The organism is Lacticaseibacillus pantheris DSM 15945 = JCM 12539 = NBRC 106106 (assembly GCF_001591865.1).
GTDB classification, from domain to species: domain Bacteria; phylum Bacillota; class Bacilli; order Lactobacillales; family Lactobacillaceae; genus Lacticaseibacillus; species Lacticaseibacillus pantheris.
Window position 1 is genome coordinate 1 of record NZ_BCVS01000029.1, and the last position, 23,374, is coordinate 23,374.

Annotated in this window: 21 protein-coding genes; 5 read left to right on the plus strand and 16 right to left on the minus strand. The window is 51.5% G+C overall.

Going from position 1 to position 23,374, the window contains the following annotated elements; all coding sequences use genetic code 11:
• Nucleotides 1-140: 140 nt before the first annotated feature.
• Nucleotides 141-1,046, minus strand: a complete 906-nt coding sequence (locus LPA02S_RS04665) for a helix-turn-helix domain-containing protein (protein ID WP_056956689.1) — start codon at nt 1,044-1,046, stop codon at nt 141-143.
• Between the two features lie 566 nt (nt 1,047-1,612).
• Between LPA02S_RS04665 and LPA02S_RS04670 the strand changes: the two genes are divergently transcribed.
• On the plus strand, nt 1,613-2,527 hold the full coding sequence (locus tag LPA02S_RS04670) for a class C sortase (RefSeq protein WP_054650603.1): 915 nt from the start codon (nt 1,613-1,615) through the stop codon (nt 2,525-2,527).
• 131 nt (nt 2,528-2,658) lie between these two features.
• Here the strand turns inward: LPA02S_RS04670 and LPA02S_RS04675 are convergent, their stop codons facing one another.
• From LPA02S_RS04675 to LPA02S_RS04685, 3 genes are all read right to left on the minus strand, one after another.
• On the minus strand, nt 2,659-3,282 hold the full coding sequence (locus tag LPA02S_RS04675) for a hypothetical protein (RefSeq protein ID WP_054650605.1): 624 nt from the start codon (nt 3,280-3,282) through the stop codon (nt 2,659-2,661).
• 427 nt (nt 3,283-3,709) lie between these two features.
• Nucleotides 3,710-5,044 carry a dihydrolipoyl dehydrogenase family protein gene (locus LPA02S_RS04680; RefSeq protein ID WP_056956690.1) on the minus strand — a complete coding sequence of 445 codons (1,335 nt, stop codon included), beginning with the start codon at nt 5,042-5,044 and terminating at the stop codon, nt 3,710-3,712.
• A 214-nt stretch (nt 5,045-5,258) separates the two neighbouring features.
• Complete coding sequence (locus tag LPA02S_RS04685) at nt 5,259-6,626, minus strand: LPXTG cell wall anchor domain-containing protein (protein ID WP_054650607.1); 1,368 nt, start codon at nt 6,624-6,626, stop codon at nt 5,259-5,261.
• A gap of 494 nt (nt 6,627-7,120) precedes the next feature.
• Between LPA02S_RS04685 and LPA02S_RS04690 the strand changes: the two genes are divergently transcribed.
• Nucleotides 7,121-7,660, plus strand: coding sequence for a DUF1697 domain-containing protein (locus LPA02S_RS04690; protein WP_056956691.1), 540 nt, complete (start codon nt 7,121-7,123; stop codon nt 7,658-7,660).
• 81 nt (nt 7,661-7,741) lie between these two features.
• On the opposite strand, the gene LPA02S_RS04695 is transcribed toward LPA02S_RS04690, so the two are convergent.
• Nucleotides 7,742-8,365, minus strand: coding sequence for a Cna B-type domain-containing protein (locus LPA02S_RS04695; RefSeq protein ID WP_156470991.1), 624 nt, complete (start codon nt 8,363-8,365; stop codon nt 7,742-7,744).
• Nucleotides 8,366-8,422: 57 nt separating this feature from the next.
• A complete protein-coding gene (locus tag LPA02S_RS04700; RefSeq protein WP_054651610.1) occupies nt 8,423-10,171 on the minus strand; it encodes a Cna B-type domain-containing protein in 1,749 nt (582 codons plus the stop codon).
• A gap of 302 nt (nt 10,172-10,473) precedes the next feature.
• Between LPA02S_RS04700 and LPA02S_RS04705 the strand changes: the two genes are divergently transcribed.
• Both LPA02S_RS04705 and LPA02S_RS04710 read left to right on the plus strand, forming a co-directional pair.
• Complete coding sequence (locus tag LPA02S_RS04705) at nt 10,474-11,298, plus strand: helix-turn-helix domain-containing protein (protein ID WP_054651612.1); 825 nt, start codon at nt 10,474-10,476, stop codon at nt 11,296-11,298.
• Between the two features lie 76 nt (nt 11,299-11,374).
• Complete coding sequence (locus tag LPA02S_RS04710) at nt 11,375-11,797, plus strand: SRPBCC family protein (protein ID WP_054651614.1); 423 nt, start codon at nt 11,375-11,377, stop codon at nt 11,795-11,797.
• A gap of 55 nt (nt 11,798-11,852) precedes the next feature.
• On the opposite strand, the gene LPA02S_RS04715 is transcribed toward LPA02S_RS04710, so the two are convergent.
• Entirely contained in the window at nt 11,853-12,137 is a 285-nt protein-coding gene (locus tag LPA02S_RS04715) for a hypothetical protein (protein WP_054651616.1), read from the minus strand.
• Nucleotides 12,138-12,251: 114 nt separating this feature from the next.
• Here LPA02S_RS04715 and LPA02S_RS04720 point away from each other — a divergent pair, with 114 nt between their 5' ends.
• On the plus strand, nt 12,252-12,521 hold the full coding sequence (locus LPA02S_RS04720; RefSeq protein ID WP_054651618.1) for a hypothetical protein: 270 nt from the start codon (nt 12,252-12,254) through the stop codon (nt 12,519-12,521).
• Nucleotides 12,522-12,529: 8 nt separating this feature from the next.
• Here the strand turns inward: LPA02S_RS04720 and LPA02S_RS04725 are convergent, their stop codons facing one another.
• The 9 genes from LPA02S_RS04725 to LPA02S_RS04765 all read right to left on the minus strand — a co-directional run bounded on the left by LPA02S_RS04725 (nt 12,530) and on the right by LPA02S_RS04765 (nt 22,881).
• A complete protein-coding gene (locus tag LPA02S_RS04725; protein ID WP_054651620.1) occupies nt 12,530-12,850 on the minus strand; it encodes a helix-turn-helix transcriptional regulator in 321 nt (106 codons plus the stop codon).
• 123 nt (nt 12,851-12,973) lie between these two features.
• Nucleotides 12,974-13,342, minus strand: coding sequence for a hypothetical protein (locus LPA02S_RS04730; protein WP_054651632.1), 369 nt, complete (start codon nt 13,340-13,342; stop codon nt 12,974-12,976).
• A 153-nt stretch (nt 13,343-13,495) separates the two neighbouring features.
• A complete protein-coding gene (locus tag LPA02S_RS04735; protein ID WP_054651622.1) occupies nt 13,496-15,517 on the minus strand; it encodes a hypothetical protein in 2,022 nt (673 codons plus the stop codon).
• Between the two features lie 214 nt (nt 15,518-15,731).
• Nucleotides 15,732-17,288: a hydantoinase/oxoprolinase N-terminal domain-containing protein gene (locus tag LPA02S_RS04740; RefSeq protein WP_056956693.1), complete on the minus strand. Its 1,557-nt coding sequence runs from the start codon at nt 17,286-17,288 to the stop codon at nt 15,732-15,734.
• On the minus strand, nt 17,288-18,400 hold the full coding sequence (locus LPA02S_RS04745; RefSeq protein WP_056956694.1) for an S-methyl thiohydantoin desulfurase family protein: 1,113 nt from the start codon (nt 18,398-18,400) through the stop codon (nt 17,288-17,290). The genes LPA02S_RS04740 and LPA02S_RS04745 overlap by 1 nt, the downstream gene beginning before the upstream one ends.
• 3 nt (nt 18,401-18,403) lie before the next feature.
• The gene (locus LPA02S_RS04750; RefSeq protein ID WP_082607894.1) at nt 18,404-19,723 is read right to left on the minus strand and encodes a purine-cytosine permease family protein; all 1,320 of its coding nucleotides are present in this window, start codon (nt 19,721-19,723) and stop codon (nt 18,404-18,406) included.
• A 244-nt stretch (nt 19,724-19,967) separates the two neighbouring features.
• Nucleotides 19,968-21,536 carry a PucR family transcriptional regulator gene (locus tag LPA02S_RS04755; RefSeq protein WP_056956695.1) on the minus strand — a complete coding sequence of 523 codons (1,569 nt, stop codon included), beginning with the start codon at nt 21,534-21,536 and terminating at the stop codon, nt 19,968-19,970.
• A 182-nt stretch (nt 21,537-21,718) separates the two neighbouring features.
• Nucleotides 21,719-22,558 (minus strand): hypothetical protein, encoded by an 840-nt coding sequence (locus tag LPA02S_RS04760; protein ID WP_054651628.1) that lies wholly within the window; start codon nt 22,556-22,558, stop codon nt 21,719-21,721.
• Nucleotides 22,555-22,881 carry a PadR family transcriptional regulator gene (locus LPA02S_RS04765; protein WP_054651630.1) on the minus strand — a complete coding sequence of 109 codons (327 nt, stop codon included), beginning with the start codon at nt 22,879-22,881 and terminating at the stop codon, nt 22,555-22,557. Before LPA02S_RS04765 ends, LPA02S_RS04760 begins: the two co-directional genes overlap by 4 nt.
• Nucleotides 22,882-23,374: the final 493 nt, after the last annotated feature.

Sequence of the window (23,374 nt, forward strand, 5' to 3'; positions counted from 1 at the left end):
TCTTGGATACAAAGTGGTTTTCTTTGGCTCCAAGATTCGTGGAAGCCCGGGACGGGCTGGAGCGTGCGGGTGTAGCAATCACGGCGCAGGGCACGTAAGCCGCAGCTCACCAACCCGGCCTACGCTGCCGCCCCCCGCCGCTACTTTGCAGGTGCCAGTTGCTGGATGGAGCGCCAGAGTTGTTCGATACCATCGTGGTCGCGCCTGAAGATGCCCTCAGGTATGAACCCACTGACGCTGGCCAGCAGGTCGTCCTTCATCTGCACGGCCCGCTTCTGGTCGCCCGTCAGGTACTCCTCAATGGCCTCACACAGTCGCTTGTACATCCGGAAGTAATAGTTGCTCCACAGCACAACCCGTTTGCGAATGAGATCGCTGGCTTCCAGCACGTTGTGCACCTCGCCAGAATCCACCGCGCTGTCGAGCAGCCCAATATAGAAACTGTCCAGCACGGCGTCCGACTGATCATCGAGGTTAGTCCATCCCAACGCCCGAGTATTCAAACTGTGGCCCTTAAAGGTGCCCTGTAGTTCGGCATACGGCACGTAACTCACTACGCGGCTAACCACGCGGAAGTCGAAGGCCGTCCACTGTTCATAGTTGGCAAACTGCCGGAACAAACGGTTGGCCGCCTGCCGGGCACCATCACTGTCACTGCGTAATTCACACAGCATAATCTCACAGGTCATAATCTCACTCTTCATCCAGGGTAGGTATTCATCCTTGGCTGCCGCAGTGAGCTCGGCCTGGATACTCTCCAATTGCTGCGTATCGCCAGTTGCGCCCGCATTGATAATATGACCGTCCACTTGATCGAACGACCAGGTATGGCCCTCCACCAATCCTTGGACTTCTTCCGGTTCCGCCGTGAGGTACGACAGTAGGTGGATAAACTGGCTCAACTTCATGTCAACCTGACCCTGAGCGATGCGCTGCAAAGTCTTCTGCGACCAGCCGAGGTCATCCGCCAAACGTTGCCGCGGAATGTGCTTAGCCAACCGCAAATCCTCAATATAACGACCTACCGCTCCATAATCCACAGCCATCACGGCCTCCTATTTATCCAACCCGGGCACCAGTCAATTACCCACTATTTACATTTTTTGTACAAAAAATTTGAGCAATATTTAACCAACAAGTACGGCTCAGTATTCGGGTTAATTATAACAAAATATGGCCACTTGTGACCGATTTATCTATATTACGGTGATAATCTCAGGCAAGCTTTAAACAATATCGTCTTAATGTTTGAAAAGCCAGCGTTTACCTGCCACACATCCGTACCGCTAATTGTTGTTTTCCCCGTACTTTGCATTCAAACCCACGCTAGCGGCACGGTTGCACCCAACCTTGGGTACCCAAGACACTTTTGGCCTGGTCACAACTGTCCCATTTGTACACATGACGGTAAAAAGTGGGTATGATGTTGTCGTAGGTTAACGTGCGTCCCCAAAATGTTGCATACATGCGTGCGTTAGCCCTCATACTTAGTGGTACTACGTATGGCCCTAATCCGTGTTTCGACTCCGCCCGCTCCCCAAGCTGCGCACTGTCAACACTGAATTGGCGGGACTACGCGCAGTGCCACATTTTGCATACGGAGGTTTTAATCGTGTCAAAGAAGAAAGCCAATAACGATCAGCAGCAACAACCCCGTCAACGTCACGGTTGGCTCAAATGGTTTTTCGGCACGATGTTAATCCTCGGGGCCATCCTTTTCTTTGCCCCCATGATTTACGAACACCAGCAGGACAACCAGCGTATCCGGCTGGCTGAAAACTACCGTAAACACCTGTACCCCGCCGACGCCAAGCGTGACGAGTTGATTCGCCAGTACAACGCGAACGCCTACGCCACGCAACAACGCCGGCCACACCCATACCGGCCCGTCACGATTAAGGAAATTATGGACGGGCACCCCAAAGCGGCGATTGGTAACGTCAGCATCCCCAGCATCCACCTCAAGGGGATGCCGGTCTACTACGGTGATAGTGACCGCATTCTCGCGAAGGGTACCGGCGTCATGCCATTCACATCCCTACCAAGCAAGGGCCATTACGTCACGTCGTCCGTGACCGGGCATACGGGGATGGCCAACCGCATCTTCTTTGACAACATCCGTTACATGAAGAAGGCCGACGTGTTCTACCTCGACGTCTTTGCCCACCGCCTCGCCTACAAGGTGTACCGCAAGCAGGTCATCGACCCGCAGCGCGCCGACGCGGTGTCGCACTTCTACGTGAAGAGCAAGCAGAACCGCGCCATCCTAATGACGTGTACGCCCATCGGCATTAACGACCACCGCCTGTTGGTGTACGGCCGGCGGATTTCACTCAAGGAAGCAAGGCGAACGCACACCATTCCGCGCGACACGTTCAGCCCCATGAACCTGTGGCGGGACGCGATTATTCTGTTACTGATACTTTTGCTACTCTGGTGGATCTACCGGTGGTATCAGGACCATAAGGATAAGGGGCAGGACGAGGAAACGACGGACAATAACGAAAACACCAACGAAACAAATTAATTTCTAATTTTATTAACTAAGCAAATAAAGCCCAGATCAAGGTAAACCGCGATAATCCGTTTGTGGGTATCGCAAATAACCTTGTTTTGGACTTTTTTGTCACACACTTAAACTTTTTAAAAAATACGCTGTCAATCTACTTGACTACCAGCAACTGCGGATGCAGAGGCTGCGGCGGACGTATTTGCATCATCAGCTGATCGAGCAAAAGCCGTTCTATCGATTTGGCTGTCAGCTACTGCAAGATTTTTGTGGGAGGCCATCGACATACCCGACGGAGAATCAGCGGCCAAAACAGCCTCAGCATTAATGTCAGATTGGGGGTAGTAAACTGCAGCAACGGCTGAGGCAGCGACCTGGCTTCGCACATTTGTAGAAAGAGTTGCTACCGCAGCAACATTGGAGTCTATCGTGGCCTGCAAGTTAACACCAGATTTGGTTGATGAATAATCAGCAGTCCTAGCGACCTCAGCGTCAATACACGATTGGGGGTAGGAAACGGCGTCGGCAGTTAAAGCAGCGTCTTGACTTGCTACATTTGCGGAACGAGTTGCCACATCGGCCGTCGCTGAAATTTTAGTGGCCTTTACAGCAACGTTGGAACTGGCACTAGCACTGCGCGACATTCGATCATCATTCGACACCGCCTGGGTTGAGGCCTGTCTGCCGTTATCCAACAAGTGATTGATCTCATTAGCACCAACCGTTAATCCCAAAAGTGCCACTGAGCTAATCAATATTTTGTTTCTCTTCATCAACAATTCCTCCGTCATATTTATATGAAATGTACAAAGTCAGTATACTCTGATAAGATCGCCAACCAATAAAAAAATTTTTCCAAAACCGTTAAAGCAAAAAACGGGCGTATCAACAAATCATCTTTGTCGATACGCCCGCTTCAAAAAAATTATGGTACTGCGGCGGCTGGCCGCAATTAAAATTTATCCGTCAACCGTATATAAGGCACAGGACATATTTACGCATATGCGCAATATCGCCGCTCAACCGCGCGAACATATCATTCGTTCGCCCCCCACCAAATATGCGTGCGCGCATATTCAGTTTGTCGCCACAAACGCCGTACCGTCGCGGTCCAACGCAGCCTTTGCGCATATCCATAAATATGTCCTGTGTGCTATCCGGACCTAACGCCCAATTTACGTTACGCCCACAACATCCCCACTACCGAATCTTGTGCCAAGCCGACGCACTGATCGACGGGAACAAGTGCGCCATCCGCCACATCTGGTCGCGGTCGTAGCCGAACACCACCGCCGGCAGCAGCGTGTTCACCGCATCCTCGGCCTGCTCGCTCATCTCCGCGACCCCCACCAGGTGGTGATCATCATCAAATACCAGCAGGCTATCACCGATACTTTGCTCGTCAATCTGGCGGTACCAATCGTCCGGCACGTGGTTGTGGACCACGCTTGCGCCCACCGCCTCGGCACTCTCTGGCTGCACGCCGACCTGCGCAATCCGCGGCGACGTGTAGACCACCGTCGGAATCGGTGGGTAATCAATCGCCGCATCCGTCTGTCCGCTAAATAGCTGGTAGAGGTAGTAGGATTCAAAGGTGGCCGTGGGGGTCAGCCGCGGCTGTTCCTTATCGATGACATCCCCCGCCGCATAGATTGACGGCACGTTCGTCTGCAGGTGGTCGTTCACCGGAATCCCGTGCGGCGTCACCGTCACGCCCGCCGCCTCAAGCCCGATGCCCTCGACGTTCGGAATCCGTCCGGTCGCGTCCAGCACCATGTCAACGGCGAGCGTCGCGTCATCCCCGTAGTGCACCGTGATGTCGCCGTCATCCCGGGATAGTTGACGAATACCGGCGTTACGGACAAAGGTGACCCCGCGACTTTGCAAGTCGTCGATCACCGCTTCCACGAACGGCTGGTGGAACCGGCGTAACGCCTTGTCGCCGTGCATCAGGACGGTGACGTCCGCCCCGGCCGCGTTGGCGATGGTGGCAAACTCCATACTGATGTAGCCCGAGCCCATAATGGCGATGCGGTGCGGCAACTCGCGCAGGTTCATAAAGTCGGAGCTGTCAATCGCCAGTTCGTCGCCCGGTACGTCCAAACGGTGAGGACGCAGCCCGGTGGCAACCACAATTTTGTCGCCGGTATAAGCCCGGCCATCCACCGATATGGTGTGGGCGTCGATGAGCACTCCGCGGCCATGGATAATATCCGCGCCGGATTGCGTCAACTTACCCGCAATGTTGCCCGGCAGCGGGTCAATGATGGTCTGCTTGTGCGCCACCAGCTCCGACCAATTGATGCCTACTTTGCCACTCACCACGCCCTGCATCCGCTCCACCGCACGCTGCACGGTCACCGGCGCGTCCAGCGTAATCTTGGCGTTACAGCCGCGGTTCGGACACGTGCCGCCGATGAGCCCACTCTCGATGACGCCCACCCGTTTGCCGCTTGCCGCCAAGGGCCCGGCACCATCAAAGGTCCCGTGACCCGCACCGAGAAACAAAACATCGTAATCATACGTCTGTGTCATGTCGATCCTCCGTTATTCTGGCCTTAGTAGCAGTCTTCACACCATTAAGTATAACAGGGCTAGGCGGGCGGGGCTGACGACGGTTGTAAGCAAAGTGGTGGAAATAATGCGTGGCAACCAGTGCTCCAACGCCAAAACGACCCGGTTTCGTCGCTGTTGTTGCGCGGCAAAACCGGGTCGTTAATATTTTATTCGCTAAAGGAGGTAGTTAAAATTAAGCGCGACGCTTGCGGCTAACCAATCCACTCAGGCTAACCAGGGCCAACATGGCCGTACCAAAGGCTGCGAGCAGCGTGGTCTGTTGATCACCAGTTGCTGGCAGGGCCTTGGCTGGCGTCGTCGCAGCTGGTTCAGCCGGAGTCTGAGCCTTGGCTGCTGGTTGGGCGGCTAGCTGAGTTGCTTTAGGCGTCGCCGTCGCTGGTTGCGCTGCTGCAGCCGGAGTTGTCGCAGGGGCCTTGGCCGGGGCAGGCTCGCCCGCAGGCTGCTTGGCCGGTTCCTTGCCGTCAGTCGTGTCGGTGGCTGGCGTACTCGTATCGGCCTTAGTCGTATCTGGCGTCGTTGCTGGCGTGTCGGTGTCACCTTTGTCTGTATCTGGCGTCGTTACGGGCGTCTCCGTGTCACCCTTGTCCGTATCTGGCGTCGTCGTTGGTGTTTCCGTATCGCCTTTGTCCGTGTCTGGCGTCGTCGTGGTGGTTGCTGGCGTCTCAATCTTCCCGTTAATCAGGTTCAGCGTGCCCGTCATCAGGTTGTTGTTCGTGTCAAAGTAGTGGAAGGTGTACGGCACGTTAACGTACGCGTCAGTCATCTGAGCGATTTCATCATCAGATTCAGACTTCGTTTGGTAGTTATCGTTAAAGCCGTTGCTACCGTAAATTTCAACATCAAAGTAGGTGCCACCAGGGAATACGTGGTTGCCGTCGTCTTCATGAGTAGACTTGGACACGCTGACACTCACACCATCAGCGAGCTGTTGATCAAAGTGAGAACCGTCCATATCCTCGGCAATACTAGAAACATCAACGTTAAAGCTCTGACGACCAGCTGGTTCCTGACCATCAGTCATGGTCAATGAATTGGCTTGCCATGCACCATTTGCGTACTCCGCATAGTAAGTTGTATCGCCCTTGAACACGCTGGTCGCACCTAAAGTATTATAGCCACTGGTATCATTTGTGTCGTCTGATTTAAAGGCGTTCTGATTAGAAACGGTGGCCTTGTAATAACCATCTTCCTTACCGTTGTCGTCATAACCTTCAGTTACCTGAACCACGCCGCCGTTACCTACGTGCTTATACGCCAAATCGCCGTTACTGTCCGTTTTGGCATCGGCATCGGCCGTACTAATCGTGTCGTTCTGCCCATCAGTCTTGATGGTCTGACCCGATGGCACCTGACTCTTGACCGGCGCCTGGCTATCCGCGGTGGCTGCCGGCGTAGTCGCAGCGGAGTCTGCGTCCGTCTGCGTAGTGGCAGCCGCCGCAGCGGTGTCCTCCGCTGCGTGGGTCTGAACCTGTGGCTGTGCTGCAATCCCAGACAGCACGATACCAGCGACGAAAATTGAACCCAATAATGATTTCTTCATAAGCTTCTCCGTTCTGCCCTCCTCCCCCAAAGCCGGACTACTGCTATGTGTAAGGTCATTGTCCAGTACAATAACCGTGCTCTCCAACGAGTTAAACCACCCATTAAATCACAAGCAAAGAGTATCATGTTAACGTTATTCTTTCAATATTTTTATACTGCCATAAGTAACAGCTATTAGCGGGCTGCATTGGATACCATCACAATTATCGACTTGATAGTTTGTGAATGCCATTACCGTCACTGCGGGCAATTAACCAACACTTACGATATAAATCAACATTCATACCGCATGGCCAAAGTTCACAACAATTACAATTGTGAGCCGATTTTCGTCATGTCAAGACAGTCTTTTTGCGATCAAAAAAATATTATTCTTACTACAAACTAAATCGCAACGTTGGATTGTCTGTGGTAGAATATCGCCAAAGCAATCAAGAACGAGGATGACCACGGACATTGAGTGCATCCGTGTTAACCAAGCAGGGGGTTCTGATGGAATATTTAGCTCTGTTACGCGGTATCAACGTTGGCCGCAACAACCGCATTACCATGGCGGACCTGCGCGCCGCCTTTACGTCCGCGCGCTTCACCAACGTGCGCACATACATTAATTCCGGCAACGTCATGCTGACGAGCTCACAGCCACCCGACGTGGTGCAGGAACGGAGCCAAGCCGTCGTGCGCGAATGGGGATTGAACGTGCCCGTGAGCACCTTTGTGGCCCGCGAACTGCTCAAGGTGCTGGCGCCCGCCCCCGCATGGTGGACAGCGCCGGCGGCCGGCAGCATCAGCAATGCCATCTTTGTCTGCCCACCAACGTCGCCCGACAAGGTCTTGGCTGCCATGGGTGCGGTGGATGATGAGGAGGAGCAAAGCCGAGTTGATGGCCCCGTCATCTTTGTTACCAGCAAAGCCACCAAGTTTATGGACACGCGGTGGTCGCGGACGCCCGCGGCAATTTCAACGCAAATTACCATTCGCAACGTACAGACCACGCTCAAACTCGGCGAACTGCTGGCCGAACGCGTTTAGCAACAAAATGGCGTCCCCCACACTTGGGGGACGCCATTGTTGTATACAAGACTGATTATCGGCTGTGTACCGGCTGCTAGATTATGCCCGTTGCCGGCGGATTGTAATTAGGCCACAAACCGCGGCGAGTAATACCAGACCGATAAACACCAAGATCCAGGCCACCCGTTCGCCCGTCGCTGGGAAAATTCCATGTTGCGGCGTGTGCGACTTTGGGGTCACTGGCGCTGCTGGTACGACCGCCGGGGTCACTGGTGGTGTCCCCTGCGTGTCCGGCATGACTGGCGGGGTGGCCGGCGTTGTTGGCGTTGCCGGTGTCGTCGGTGTCGTCGGTGTCGTCGGTGTCGTCGGCGTCGTCGGTGTCGTCGGTGTCGTCGGTGTCGTCGGTGTCGTCGGTGTCGTCGGTGTCGTCGGCACTAGTGTATTCGTGATGTCGAAGCCGTCAACCTTTGATTTGTACCCTTCTGGCACGTTCTGTTCCTGCACCGTGTAGACAATCTTCTGCCCCGCCGCGTACTCTGGCAGATTCGTGAATTCATACTGCCAGTCGTCGGCAGCCGTGACGGTCTTCGTCGCCGTCTGCTTACCATTGGCGAACAAGGCTACGGTTACTTTGCCTGGACGAATTCCGTCCTGATTGTTCTTGTCCACCCACGTCTTGGTACCACTGACCGTCGTTGTGCCCGGCTCGTGCGAATTCGTCACGTTAAAGCCATCAACGCTGGATTTGTAACCGTCCGGCACGTTCAGTTCCTGTACGGTTTAAGTGATTTTCTTCCCGGCCGCAAACTCTGGCAGGCTAGTGAATTCATACTGCCAGTTGTCCGCCGCCGTGACGGTCTTTGTCGCCGTCTGCTTACCGTTGGCGAACAACGCTACCGTCACTTTGGACGGACGTATGCCATCTTGGTCGTTCTGATCCTTCCAGGTCTTGGTACCCTGCACGCTAGTGGTAGCCGGTTCGTGCGTGTTCGTCACGTCAAAACCGTCAACGCTAGCCTTGTACCCATCTGGAACGTTCAGTTCCTGCACAGTGTAGTTAATCTTCTGCCCCGCCGCAAACTCTGGCAGGCTAGTGAATTCATACTGCCAGTTGTCCGCCGCCGTGACGGTCTTCGTCGCCGTCTGCTGACCGTTGGCAAACAACGCTACCGTCACTTTAGCAGGACGTATGCCGTCCTGGTCATCCTTGTCCGACCAAGTCTTCGTGCCCCGAACCGTCGTCGTCGCCGGTTCGTGCGTGTTCGTAATCGTGTTGGTCGCGTCGTCCACACTACTGGTGTACCCATCCGGCACGTTCAGCTCGCGCACCGTGTAGGTAATCGGCGTCCCGTTCACGTCCACCTCATCGAGCCCATTAAACGCAAAGTCGGTGTTCGGGGTCGTCAGCGTCTGCGTCTGGACTGGCGTACTCCCGCCGTTGGCAAAGACACCAATCTGGATGCTGCTAGGCCGCAACCCATCCTGGTTATCGTGGTCAGCCCACACTTTGTGCCCATTGACCGTGACTTTGCCTTCCGTCCCGTCGCCGGTGGCGCTGCCACCAACACGGACCTGTGCCTGGCCGGAGTACGAACCGCTGGTGGTGTCAAAGTCGACGTCGCCACCCGTAGTCGCGAGCTTCCCGCTCATGGTGAAGCTGTTGTTCATCACGGCCGCCGCCCCGGTCGCCAGGTACGCCGCATCCGTAATGTTAGTGGCGTACAGCAGGTTGAGGGCCTCCGTGATGTCCTGCTTGAACGTCACGGTCAGGTTGCTGCCGCTGTGAGTCACCGTGTAGTCACTCGTCGGCACGTCCTTACCCGATGCCGCGTACGTTACGTGGAAAGTGTCCGCCGCCAACGTCTGGTTCGACGTACCGATTGTATCCACTACCTGCACGTTTTTCAGGTACTGGTTGTTCGGGTTAATCGCGACCTGCCACTGAACCTGGGTATACCTTTGCGTCTGGTGGTTGTAGGTTTCATCAATCAACCAGCCGATTTTCCGGGCATAATCCTGGTTGCCCGTCACGTCAGAACCAGTATTCTTCTCGCCGCGAGCCCAAAATTCAAGCGTCCCGGCTTTGCCGTACTGGTGTTGCTGGTAGTAGGTGCCAAAGGTGATGCGGCCGGTCGTCGCGCCTTTGTCCGCATAAAAATTCCCGACCAGCTGCTGATTGTCCGGATCAACCACGGGGTACGATTGAACCTGGCTAAACTCAACCCCGTTTGGTAAGGTCACCGTCACGTAGTCGCCAGATTGCACCTTCACGTCGTCGCCCACCGACCAGTGGTATTGCACCTTAACGTTATCCCAAAGCGTCAGCTGGCCCGGATTTTGGACCACCTTGCCATTCTGGTCGGTGACCGTTGCGTCCGCAGCCGTTAACCCTTGCGACGGTAACTCTTGACCGCCACCAACCGCATCAACGCTGGAGGGCACCGCCGTAAACAGCTGCCCCAAAATCAGTACCAGACCCATCAGTAATGCAAAGACAGTACGCCAACTTTTCCCTGAACCTTTAAACATAATGCACCCTCACTATTTGCGTCCGTAGCGACATGTTAGAACCCGGCAACTATGGGCTTATTCACGATAAGATTATAGCATTGGTTAACGGGGCATACGACCGAAAAAGCGATAAAATCATCGTATATATATTATTAATTTACGCTAGTTACTTTCATAACCCTTATACACACGCCATCACAAAGACAAAGTATCGTTGACCGACAAACAAGCCAGTGGTACCTTTACCAAAACTATGATTCCAAGCCCACGTCAATATCTACCTAAATTACTGATCTTGGCATTATGGAAGAAGGTGCCCTATGCAACCCACAATCGGTAGTATCCTCAAACAACAACGGCAGTCGCAAAGGTTGTCGCAAGTCCAGGCAGCGGACGGTATCTGTTCCCAGTCCATGCTCTCATCAATTGAGCACGACCGGTACACGCCGAACGCCCAGCTACTCATCGCGCTGTGTGCGCGCCTCGGGTTGGCGCTGGACGTACTCAACCTCGCGACCAACTACGCAATTAGCGATGCGGACACCATCAACGACCGCGTGGTCACGCTCTGTAACGCGCACCGCTACCAAGAACTGCTGAATTTACTGAACGACCAAGACGTGATTGACCACGTCCAAACTGACGCCCAAACGCAATCCTATTATTACTACATGGCTGTCGCCCAACTACAGGCACCCGCGACCCCACAGCTGACGGCGGTCCGCCAATCGCTCCAGCAGTCACTCGCCAGCGCACCGGCAACGCCCACAGCTTTGACCCGCCTCGCCTGGGTCACTATGGCGTACCTCGACGCCATCAACCAGCAGGCAAAGTCGGCCGACGAATACTGCGACCGGGCGCTCGCCGAGCTGGGCGGCGACCGCTTTGACCCCAACCTCAACGTGGTCTACTACCTCGCCGCCCTCACGCAGCACCAGTTGGAGCGGGACCACCGCAGTCTTAAGCTACTGTTAGACGGCATCGACTTTATCACGGCCCACGACTCACACTTTATGCTGGCCAATTGTTACTACCTCATCGCGGTGATTGCGCAAAGCAACGGCGACGCGGGCCGCCACCTAGAAGCAGAACAACAATCAGCCTTCCTCGCGCAACTATTTGATGAACACGTGCACAAACCGTAAATATTAGTATTCTGATTTTTGCTGACCCGCCCCGTTCGGTATGCTGAAACCATACTTAATAAGGAGCGTGACAGACATGCAAAAATTCTTTGATAACACCATTACCATCCAGGCCAACCCGGCCGCCGTGGCCGACATTCTAGCTAACCCGCAGCGGCTAGTTAACTGGGATGAGGAAATCAACACGGTGGCCACGACCGCCAACCACACCTTTGCCATTCACCGGCACCGTGACGCCATCAATGCCGCTGAGGAATTGACGGTGTCGAACAAAGGTGACGTGATTAGTTACCACGTCCAGGGTGACCGCCTCAACTACCAAGTCGACTTCGCGCTGACGGGAGACGGCGACGATACAGTGGTCGTCCAGACCGTCGTAGTTGACCCCGCGGGCGTAGCCGGGGTGCCGCTCAAACTGCTGCGGCCGGTGGCTCGCCGCGGGTTTATGCAGAATCTGCGGGTACTAGCCACAGTGGCGGAAAGCGGTATAACGCTGTAAAAACAGTCACGCCCTACCGCTAATATGCGGTAGGGCGTGACTGTCGTTGTAAATATTAGTCCTCAGTCCAAAAATTTTCGCGGCCCACTAAGGAACCATTATCTTTCACGTGATTCTTCTCAATTGCGGCTCTGACATCAAGCCCAGTCGCTTCATCATATAAATTGGTGTTACCGGGTATCAACTTGATGACACCGTCCTCTTTTAGAACTGCCCTGTATTCAATATTAACATCAATATTAAACGATACGGGTAATGGGACCATGATTTCGTCGCCAACTTTGCGTATCCTGACCAAGTCCAAATGCTTAACTTCATCAGAGCTTTTAGCAGCACTCATCAACCCACCTCCGTCATAATCACAGGCGATTTGCAAACTAACTGTTTTCGTTTACAGTATACGTTACAACAGGTTCATTCATAGGGAAGTTCATCAACCTAAAGAGGAAATACAATGTTCAACCACGATCAAATCATAGCGGCAATGCGCGAACTCAATGAGGCTCTGCAAACTGACCATGCACATTCGCAGACCGCCACCTACGTGCAATCATCCCTATCCAAATTACAGGATGCATGCGGCGCAACCTTTGCCGACACATTCCAGCAATTACTCAACCAGATATCAATGGTCATGATTACGGATGGTCTCACATTAACTGCACGCGAAGTTGCCGCGCTCGCTGCGGTCCGGAAATTGCACCCGTCCGGACACAGACTTTGAACCTAGTTTCAAGCATTCGCCCAATCGAACGGTGTTACCAGGATAGAATCCCCACCGTCTTCGTGGGCCAGCCGATAATTAAAGTCTAATTGGGCGAGCAGGCGCGCGCTCACCCCGGTGGCTTGCTCAATCCGTTTAGCAACGGTGATACTCATGTACGCCTTACGATTCAGGATAAACGACAGCTGCTTTTGCGAAATTACGATATGTTGGGCAAAGTCCGCCTGGGTGACGTGGTGCATTGCCATCAAATCCTGCAGTGCGTCGGCGGCCGAGGTGCTGGGCACTTTGTCCATCGTCACTGACTGATCAAAATCAACCTTAAACACGCGTGACACCAACCTTTCTAGTGATAATCCACTACCCCAAAATCGTTACAAAAGACATTTTTTCAAAGCAATAAAAGACGCGGAGAATGTCCGCGCCCACCAAATAATTTTATCTTTACCTCATTACGCCCCAAACGTGTGCAGTGCCGGCAACGCGTCTACGCGGTCAATCAGCCCTAACATTTTAGACTCGGCATGCTGGTAATCATCCATGTGGCCGCCGAACTTGTCATTGAATCCGGCCAGTCCACCAGCAACGAACGCGTACTCGTACTGGTAAACATCATCGTAAGCCTTGGCAAACTCGCCCAGCAACGGGTGCTGCTCTTCCCCGCTCAACTGCAGCGCCATCTGGATCACCCGAAAGTCGGTGTACGCCAGCTCAAACTGAATGGCCCACGCGCGCATAAAGTCGTGTTGCGCCTGTATGTGCAGAAAGTGGTGTTCCACCGTCCAACGCAGCCGTTTGATTGAATCCGTTACGTCCATAATGTTTCCCTCCCGAATTGTTATCACGATTAACTTGTTTCCAAAAAGTAAGCGTGTTCTTCACAACGCCAGTATACACCTAATAACAACATGCAGCACCCACCAACTAACGCAAAATGGTACCCCGCCCCGTCACGTGACTGGATACCATTTTTGTTATTCAAAGTGAATTTGTACCATCTGTAAATGCGGGAGTCGCACCGGAATTACTACCCGGCCGTCTTCCTGCTTCAGTGGCACCCACGTCGTGACGCTCTGGTCCCCGTCACGGCTCAGCACTACCGCCGTGGTGGCGTCCAAATGGTGCGCCGGCACCCACGTGATGCGGTCATAATCATCCAAAGTAAAATTGGCCGCCCACAGCATAAGGCCGTCCTGCGTGGTCACAATCAACTTTGCATTCGGCATCCCCACCAGGTAGTCCACATTCGTAATCGTGTCCAGCATCTGTTGGTACAACCCCTGCTTGAACCCGACGTACTGGGATTCCCACCCGTACTTGGGGTCCTCATCCATTGGCATCACGATTGTGCGGTGGTTGATCACCGCCATGACCGGCCCCAGTTGCGTCCCGTCCGCGCTGTACGCGTGGCTCCAAACGTCGACGTCAGACCCAGGCGCGTATCCCAACCGCAGGTAATCCCCGGTATGCTGCAACATCGTCACGCGCGGGTCGGCAACCCCCTCGACGGTGTGCCCGTCCGCGGCTTCGTAGGACTGGTAGCCGGTCCGAACGGCGTGCCACTCAGCATTGTCGACGTGTATCAGGTCACCCAAACCCAGGTCCAGCAACACCTGCACGGCCTCACCATCCAGCAGCGTGACGTTATCCGTTAACAACTGCTGAATCGTGTCCGGTGCAAAGTTGCGGAGGAGCTGGCCGCTGATGGCCAACTGTTCACCCGCAAAGTGTGTATCGGGTTGTACCGGCGTAATGGTGGTGGAGAAACCCATCGTACCCAGCAGTGCGGCCCAGTTAGTCTCGTGCGGCAACAGTTCCACCGGGTCTTTGCCCGCGTGCGTGTGTAACGTGTACGCGGAGTCCTGATCCACCAGCACCCGAATACCCCGGGTCGTGCTCATCCACAGACGGTGGGTGGTGATGTCGTCGAGGAACGGCTTGCTGGCAGCCAGCATCTCCGCGTAATGATAATCATCGTCAATCCCGTTACCAATCATGTCAAAGAGGTTGAGGAGGATGCCGCGGGCGCCGACCAACGCGGCGGTCTCAATCTGGAACTGGGTAAAGGCCACCGACTTCACGAACGGTGAGTACATGTAGTTCTCGAGCTCGGGCAACAGTTCCGCATCGTCCCCCAGGTAGGCGGCGGTGGTGCGGGTGTAGTCTTCAAAGACGCGGCTGTACTTGAGCGGCGCAATTTCGTTGTACGCAGGCAAGTGTGGCCGGGCAACCCATGGGTGACCCTCACCGGATAGACCCGCAAAGTGCCCGGCCCAGTCGCGTCCCTCCAAGGCGTGCCAGTTCGGGAACGACGTCATCTGTGCCAGGTTAGTCTCGGGCGAAACGGCGTGGACTTGCGCTTCAATTGCGCTGACGGTCGCCTTCATCTCTTCGCGAGCGGTATCCAGGTAGACTTTGCGTTCGGGCGTGGGTGCACCGGGCGCCAGCATGGCTGCCACGAATGCGGCCCGGGAGACTTTCCGGCCCAACTTTTCCTGGTAGATGGCCATGTGCCGGTCGCAGAAACAGCCCAGTTTCAGCGGCGTGTGGTTGTAGTGGCGGAAGTCGTCCTCGAGCCACAATTCGCGGGGATGCAAAGTCGCGTACTGCGCGTACCGGTCAGCCAAATACGCCCGCCACCCCGGATCACCGGGACAAGCAATTTCTGTCGCCTGCCAGCCGTTAATGTCGACCAACGTGCTGAACCCGAGGGCGGGGCTAACGGTGTGTCCGCGGTCAGAGTGCATGATGGTAGTCCAAGGATTCAGGCTGGTGCTGACGCCGAGGGTGGCGAGGTGGTCGGACACGGGTTTGATGGCGTCCAGCCACATCTGGGTCTGGTCAGCATCCAGGTGACTTTCATTGAGCTCTTCGGGGTTGATGAAGAACGCAACGTTATCGACGTGTGCCTGTTGAACAAAGGCGTACAGCTTGGCGTCTTTGGCCGGCGTATTGGTACGCGGATCCAGGGTGTAGCGAAGCGAGTATTGGAACATGGGGGCCTCCTTGTGGTATGTAGGTTGCAATATTATCAAGCGCTTACATTGTATCACATTTGAGTTTCGCCCCCATCATCTGGACAACGCGCAATATTTCTAATCTCGCCTTTCCTATCCAATCAAAAACACCCAGATGTTGGTCTGAGTGTTTTTTGTTTAAGTCCCAGAAGTTAAATACGTCGGTAAAATCCAACCTGGCAGTTCACGTAAATCACACCATATTACCAACAACCTTAACTTTGACCCGAGTTGAATCTCCAGGAGCATATTGCAAAGGTACTTCCTCCACGTCAACCACTTGAACAGTGTCTTGGTCGGCACCGGCCTCAACTGCCTGACGTGTAGCATCCTCCGTCGTAGCAGTGATTGCTTCTTCTCGGGGAATCGTGACGTACTGATACAAACGTTCAGACTGACCACCAATCTGAGCAATGGTGGCTCCAATCGCGTTTGCCACACCGCCCAGTGCAGAAGTAAACGTCTTCTTAGTGCCTGCAATCGCCTCGGTAGCAATAATGGCCCCGCCGCCAACTAAAACTAAATCCACAGGTTCTGCGCTCGTCTTCATTTTATCAACAGCATTAGCCAACTGGGCTTGAATAACATCTACTGCTTTGTGTGCAACGGATAGCGAAATCACGTCCGTTAACTTTGGATTACCGAGTTTCACCTTACCTAACCGGACGGCGATATCGGTGGCGGTAATCGTATCACCTCCAAAACACAAGGCTTTATCTGTAATTGCGTAACCAACACTATCGGGCCCAACGGTCACCGAACCATCAGTCAGCTGGCGAACGATGCTTCCTCCACCCAACCCAATAGAAAGTATGTCGGGCATCCGAAAATTAGTTTGTACCCCTCCAACTGATACAGCCTTACTTGATTCGCGGGGAAAATCATTAACCAATACTCCTAAATCTGAGGTTGTGCCCCCGATGTCCAAAACCAGGGCATTTCGCCGTTTAGACAAATACGATGCCCCGCGAATACTATTAGTCGGACCGCTACCGATGGTCAGTATTGGGTATTTAGCGGCATACTCTAACGACATCAGCGTACCATCATTTTGGCATAGGTACACTTGAGCATTAACCACACCCTTCGCCTTCAAAGCAGCCGAAAAGCCCTTGGTAACTCGACTAATGACTTGATACAGGCCGGCATTCAAAATAGTGGCATTCTCCCGCGTAATAAGTCCAATACTACCAATTTTGGATGATAGGGAAACCGAAATTTCTTCCCCTAACTCTTCTCTGGCAATGTCCGCTGCCCGCTCTTCCTGGTCACGATTTAAGGCTGAAAATACGCCCACAATTGCTACAGAGTCTACCTTCCCCGACCACTTTTGGAAAGTTGTCCGTAACTCATCTTCATCTATAGGCGTTAATAATTGGCCATCATATTCATATCCACCGTGTACGAGTTGATACTGTCCAGTGAGTGAATTCACCAAATCCTTTGGCCACTCAGTGTAAGGGGGGATGGCAGCAGTAGCCGGATACCCGAGTCTAACAACCCCAACGCGCGCCAGTTGCTTGCGCTCAACAATGGCATTAGTTGCCTGGGTGGTCCCCAGCATAGCAGCCGTTACCGAGGTGGGATCAATCCCACTTTCTGACAAAACAACGTCGACTGCTGAGTATATACCGCTCTCAACATCTGGGGTCGTATGCGTTTTGGTACTTGTTAATACGGAATCATTATCATCTAAAATCACTGCATCAGTGTTTGTTCCCCCAACGTCAATTCCTAGTCGATAACTCATCAGTCAATAACCCCCTTTTTCTGTGCTTCTGCAACTAGCTCTTCAACCGGTTGATAATCAATGTCGTACTTAAAGTAACGAGGGCCAACGCACTCTATTCCAGCAGGTGTGCGCCATTTATCATCCGCGGGTAAGCCCAGAACATGAACACGTTTTCCGTACCGCAACTCCTCATTAGTGACAGGATCTAGCGTTTCAGTATCTATCAGCGTAATCAAGTCAGGTGCGGTGGCAACAACGGTTCCACTTACAGAAAACACAATGTTCTCATTTTGAAATTCAAGTTGACCCATACGACCACTGTCACCATCAATTCCAGAAAAAAGTACAGTGCCAAAGTTAAAGCCAGACTTTGTAACGTGCTTAATATCTGTTATTTTAGCAGTAAACATCCGCTGACCATTTGTTACATCGAGTAACGCTGCCAGCGCACTTGCAGGCGTAGGATAATCACCCAAATGGCGAATTAAATGGCCTATTTTTTGGCATTTAGTAATAATTCCCAAAACTCCATCATTACGCAAAGCATCGCCAGTGGTTGTATCACTGACAGATTGGGAAGTAGCACCCATTTCCACCGTAACAGCACGAGCAAACTTTTCCGCATCATGTGGACTATCGACATCAATCTGAACTAGGTTGCCTTTCTCATCTGCTAAAATTAACGGGCAGATTCTGTGACCAGCCAATGCGAGGGTAGACATTTGCAGTTCTGGAAAGGCCCTACCCATGCCATCCGCATCAACAACGGGCAACCCCAGCTTGGCTCCAACGATAAACGGAATCATCGAGTTAATACCACCCGCCTCAATGGGAAAAACCGCATCAACATCACGCCCTAAAATCTCCCGCAACTTGTTCATCATTAATTCGAACTCACTACCGTTAGGAAACTTTTCTAATCCAACTGCGGGGGCGCCAATTCCGGATGGTGATGTCACTAAGAAATCATCTGGAACTTCGCTCGGATCTAGCAAGCTAACGGGACCGTGTTCTCGAACCGCTGCGATTGCCATGAGCTTCCCAACTTCAGGATTACCACCACCACCAGCTCCCATAAGGGCGGCCCCAGTGGCGATATCACGTAATTCTTCAACTCCAATTTGACGCATCTTTTAAGCCTCCAGCCTTTTACGATCAAATAATTTCATGCCCAAGTAATACAGAGCTCCGGAGATTACTAATACGTTTAATGATTGGATCCCCCAATTTGCGTACGCACCCGCCAAAGTTCCACCTGCCCACGCAATAATTGTGACCAACGGGAATCGTTCTTCCTTTGATGGCAATTGGCCTACTAGCCGACTTTCATCCAATTCATGACGAGAACGTTTTAAAACCCAATAATCAATGAACATGATGGATGCAATCGGAGGAAATACTAACCCTAACAAGGTTAGAAAATCAGAAAAATGGTCAATCAATCCTACGACGGATAAAAAGGTACCAATTAAGCCTGAAACAATGGTAATCGCTCCTCGGTTAAAATCTTTACGAAAAACTTGTTTAAAGAAATTGGCAAAATCCAGTGACGCCGAGTATAAATTTAAATCATTCACCTTAACTGAGCTGAAGATAACTAAGAGAATGCCGAAGCCGCCCGTTAACTGATAAATAATTGGCATTATCTCTTCCTTACCAACAGCGTGTGCCATCAGTACACCAAGTACGTTAACTCCAAGTTCGCCAATTAATGTGCCGATTACCGACACCCAAAATACATCCTTTGCGTTGTGATTAAACCTATTCAAATCAGGCATGATAATGGCACCAATAATGAAATTACCCGTAACCATAGTAATTGCTGCACTCATTGAAAGAGCAGCTCCTGGAGCCGCCATGGTGATCAGACCTGTCAAAGTATGCCCTTTAAACATGCTGTAAGTCGCAATGCCAATCACGATAATAAAAGCAGGCACAGAAATATTTGAAGTCCAACTCAGTCCTTTAAATCCAAATAGTACTGAAAAGGTTACGACCAGCCCTGTAATCGCAGCAACAAGGGGGAAACTTACATGTCCCGGTAAAAGGGCGATAATTCCCTGGGCAAAAATTGAATTTTGAATCCCAAACCACCCAATCAAACTTATACCAAAGGTTAAACCTACGACAGCAGAACCAATTGTGCCGAATCCAGTCCACTTAGAAAGCAGTGAAGTTGATAGCCCTTCACGCTGACCAGCAACGCCCAGGCCAAAGGCGATAAATTCTAGAAATGTACTTCCGACCGTTGTAGCAATCACTGCATCCCAAAAACTCATTCCGTAGCCCAATTCCGCTCCCAACATGAACTGACTGAGCGCTACGAATCCACCAATTTGTACAATCAAAACTCTCCACATCGGTGTTTTCCCTTCTGCAGGAACCCGTTCAAGTGAATAGTCATCGGTCATATTCGCCAATTTTGTTTTAGAATCAACTGCATTATCTGCCATATTTTTCTCCTTATTTGTAAAGTGATAATGATGCGCCCGCAAACTGATTGTTACAAAAAAACATTATATTTCCGGTACTCACGACACGAATATAGCTTGAAAACAACGCTCTGACTTCTGAAACCGGTTATCATTGAAAGTTAGTTTACGCTCACCTGGTTTTAATTTCATTATTGAAACAAACAAAAATGCAGCCACCACTCTGACCAAAAGGTCAAAGTGGTGGTTGCATTTTTAATGTTTGCTATTGCATAAGTCTGGATATACCGGCGAGAGTGTAAAGCCATTCAGAATCCGGCATCGTCCCAACCTTAAAACCAACCAAATTTTCTATCTTACCCAATCTGTATTTAACCGTATTGGGATGAACAAAAAGTTGCCGTGCAGTGTCTACCACGCTGCAATTGCAATCAAGCAGAAATGCTGCAATGGTTTCTAGCAACTCTGGTGCCTCGTCAACATCGATCAGTCGACGCTGAGCATTAAGTACGCTATTTAACCACGTGGTACCCCGAGCAATCATATTGCGACATTTTTGGGCTAATCTTAATTCACCAATAGTTAAACATTCGTCATGTGGAAAAATCATTGCAGCATCAGCAGCATTAGTTTGCACCAATTCTGTAGCTGATCTTAAATCGCTTAAGCCAAGTAGATGTGGGCACACTATCGGGGAAACGGGATAATTCCATAATGCAGTTAAGTCAGTTATTGACTTACTTATATGAGCAATTAGCCGCGCAGATAAAGCTCCATTAACACAAATGAACAGCATATCTTTGTAACGCTCGCAAAGACTTACTGTAGCAAAACGAGATACCTCATCAACCAACTGCTCCTTATGGTGAGAACTCTCCTGCCCAACAAACTGAGGAATTATCCAAACATGCTGAAGCTCATTTACTGATACATGGAAAAAACGAGACAATTTATGAATACGCAACGGATCATCCGCCATAATTGCAGTTAACAAGGCACTTCGGTTAATGGCACCCGGGTTTTTGCCCCACAAATTCAAGGCTATCTGTAGCGCCGATACCACCTCACTGCGAGCATAAACGTCCATTGCGGGACCATCTCGAAGAATCAGTAAACTGACGGTACCGAAATGTTGATTGTCTGTAACCTGCTCCCAATACTGCTGCCGTGAATCGATTAATCCTGATATACCCTCAAAATGAGCCCGAGAAAAATTCAACCAATTTTCATTAACGGTCGCCGGCCACGCGCAACTAACAAGTTCCTGACCGTCCTGGTCAAAAAGAGCAATTCCTACGTGGAGTCGTTCACTGATTAGTCGCACCACTGTATCAATAGAATGATGTTGCACAGGCATTTTAGTTACTTGTTCCAGTAATTGCATTGCGAACATTGGGTTATGCATTTGATCCAAAAAAATTGATTGCATAACATCCCCAATCACGTCACTGTACGCGGGATGCGGATCATTCATCGGCATCAGTATCAGCGCATAATCTAACTCGTTAGCTAAATCTATCAACATCTGGTCAACCTTTGGCATCAAGATACCTACATAAAATAATACTAATCCAGTATCACCTTGAGACTTCATAAGGCGAATATTTTCACATTGAGCAGTCACATTATCACGAACATTTGCAAAGGCGGTTAGTACTAACTCATTACCCTGATAATGAATCTGATCAACTAAGGATTTTTGAATCGCTGTCACCTCGGAATACTCCAGAACGGAAACAGCGGTGACCGGCATCTCCAACCCGCGAGCATCGGTTAAAAGGCTCGCCCCTTGAAGAGCGGGCAGGCGAAGAACATTACCAATTGTAACCGTCATTATGATCACCCCTGACAATCATGCTTTCGAAAGATTAAGAGCAAGTGGCATTCACACAGCACATTATAATGATTATATATTAGTTGAGATTTTTACGCATATATTGTGGAGACGCCACGGTTCCCAAACTTTCAATATGCTACACACACGACTCGAGGTAATCCTCATATACTAGTCCCTGTTTATTCCTGATCACTTTTTACGGCGTGCCTCATCCAGAAACCGTACACAACCAGTGCAATCGCCGTTATTATCACCACAATCGCGCCCATAACGCCAGCCGGTATGAACTTGGTTTCTTGCCACCATAGCCTGAAGATTGTCATTGCGCCAATAATGATCGCCATGAATGCCATTGGGGTGAAATTCTTGTCATGCACATGTAGGACAAGCCAGCAAGCAAGGGCTGTTGCCAGGCTGACAAGCACAACCGCCCACGCAAAGGGGACTTTAATTGCGAATGTTAACGGCATAAAAGTAACGATGGCAAGGGTGCCACCAATGTATAGCATCATTATGAGCCAAATAATTAGGAAACCAGCAAGACGTGATTTAAGAATTCGTACCGTTACATAGATCTGGTACCGAAGCACTGCCAGCACGATTACTACCATAGCGGTTGATAATGCGGCTACTGCAAGGTATGAAAGCAAGTTGATGGTCATCGCACCATCCGTCAATCCCCCACCAATAAGCATAACCAGCCAGCTAACGCCAACAACAATTCCTAAAAGTTGAGCAATTGTTTGCCATCGGGCTGGGGGTAACTGCTTTAATATAGAATCTGCCATCTTCTGAGCATCTTTGCCGAAGAATGAAATAGCGTCGCCGCCATCCTGCTCCGCCGCCGATAAATCAGTCATCATGGCATAAAGTTGTGCATTCACCGCGGTTTCATCGCGCATTACAGCTCCTAATGTTGTATACTCACGGAGCGAATTAAACCAATCACGGTCAGCAGGTGTCAATTGCTTCTCCAACGCATTCAATTTATCGGCATACCACTGCGCATTGTGTGTCATTTGTTCTTGTCCTCCACCACTGCCGCAACCTGTGCGCGCAGCTCTGCCCATTGCCGCTCGAAATCCTGGCCCGCCTTAACTCCACTTGTAGTTAGCCGAAAATACTTTCGATCTGGCCCATCTGGTGATGTACGTAAGTTTCCCGTAATCTGCTCCTGCGTTTCCAGTTTGGTCAACAACGGGTACAGGGTGCCCCCGACGACGGAAGTAAACCCGTACGCGTGCAGTCGTTGCATTAGTTCATAACCATAAATTTCGCCTTGCCCAATAATGAGGAGAACGCAGCCCTCGAGGACACCTTTTAATAATTGTGACTGCTTCATGTTTTCCTCCACTAGTTAGTTTTACCAACTACCCAAAATATATCACCGGTTACCTAGTTTGTAAAGCTAACTAGTGTCAACAATCCTTTTTGAACATTGAAATCTGCGCAAAAAGGGAGCATTCATCGCGAATGCTCCCTTTACTTTAACGGCAGTACATGCGTGCCACTGCCCACAACCGGATAGTTATTTCCCGGGAAATATCAGACCTTTGCTTTAGAAAGCCAACCACTCCAAAAGCGCAAGAATCATCCTCGGGTACATGCAGAATAATTTGTCTACATAGTCGGCAGTAATCCGACTCACTTACGGTATCGTGTAACCTACACTATGCCGATGCTTCACCGACAAGCAGCACAATTCTTCGGGTAGACTTGTGAACGGAGTCGACATGCCCGGAGGCTCAGTTACCAAAGTAGCGGGAGACCGCGTCGGCCGGATCGGTGGGCGGAGGCGTGTGGGGTCGGAATGGTAACCACTGCCGGGGTGTAAC

Excerpts from the sequence above, each read along its gene's own strand:
- LPA02S_RS04750 (WP_082607894.1), bottom strand. The coding sequence starts at position 19,723 with ATGGCAGATAATGCAGTTGATTCTAAAACAAAATTGGCGAATATGACC.
- LPA02S_RS04690 (WP_056956691.1), top strand. The coding sequence starts at position 7,121 with ATGGAATATTTAGCTCTGTTACGCGGTATCAACGTTGGCCGCAACAAC.
- LPA02S_RS04720 (WP_054651618.1), top strand. The coding sequence starts at position 12,252 with ATGTTCAACCACGATCAAATCATAGCGGCAATGCGCGAACTCAATGAG.
- LPA02S_RS04665 (WP_056956689.1), bottom strand. The coding sequence starts at position 1,046 with ATGGCTGTGGATTATGGAGCGGTAGGTCGTTATATTGAGGATTTGCGG.
- LPA02S_RS04760 (WP_054651628.1), bottom strand. The coding sequence starts at position 22,558 with ATGACACACAATGCGCAGTGGTATGCCGATAAATTGAATGCGTTGGAG.
- LPA02S_RS04680 (WP_056956690.1), bottom strand. The coding sequence starts at position 5,044 with ATGACACAGACGTATGATTACGATGTTTTGTTTCTCGGTGCGGGTCAC.
- LPA02S_RS04765 (WP_054651630.1), bottom strand. The coding sequence starts at position 22,881 with ATGAAGCAGTCACAATTATTAAAAGGTGTCCTCGAGGGCTGCGTTCTC.
- LPA02S_RS04755 (WP_056956695.1), bottom strand. The coding sequence starts at position 21,536 with ATGACGGTTACAATTGGTAATGTTCTTCGCCTGCCCGCTCTTCAAGGG.
- LPA02S_RS04675 (WP_054650605.1), bottom strand. The coding sequence starts at position 3,282 with ATGAAGAGAAACAAAATATTGATTAGCTCAGTGGCACTTTTGGGATTA.
- LPA02S_RS04740 (WP_056956693.1), bottom strand. The coding sequence starts at position 17,288 with ATGAGTTATCGACTAGGAATTGACGTTGGGGGAACAAACACTGATGCA.
- LPA02S_RS04705 (WP_054651612.1), top strand. The coding sequence starts at position 10,474 with ATGCAACCCACAATCGGTAGTATCCTCAAACAACAACGGCAGTCGCAA.
- LPA02S_RS04700 (WP_054651610.1), bottom strand. The coding sequence starts at position 10,171 with ATGTTTAAAGGTTCAGGGAAAAGTTGGCGTACTGTCTTTGCATTACTG.
- LPA02S_RS04710 (WP_054651614.1), top strand. The coding sequence starts at position 11,375 with ATGCAAAAATTCTTTGATAACACCATTACCATCCAGGCCAACCCGGCC.
- LPA02S_RS04745 (WP_056956694.1), bottom strand. The coding sequence starts at position 18,400 with ATGCGTCAAATTGGAGTTGAAGAATTACGTGATATCGCCACTGGGGCC.
- LPA02S_RS04715 (WP_054651616.1), bottom strand. The coding sequence starts at position 12,137 with ATGAGTGCTGCTAAAAGCTCTGATGAAGTTAAGCATTTGGACTTGGTC.
- LPA02S_RS04685 (WP_054650607.1), bottom strand. The coding sequence starts at position 6,626 with ATGAAGAAATCATTATTGGGTTCAATTTTCGTCGCTGGTATCGTGCTG.
- LPA02S_RS04735 (WP_054651622.1), bottom strand. The coding sequence starts at position 15,517 with ATGTTCCAATACTCGCTTCGCTACACCCTGGATCCGCGTACCAATACG.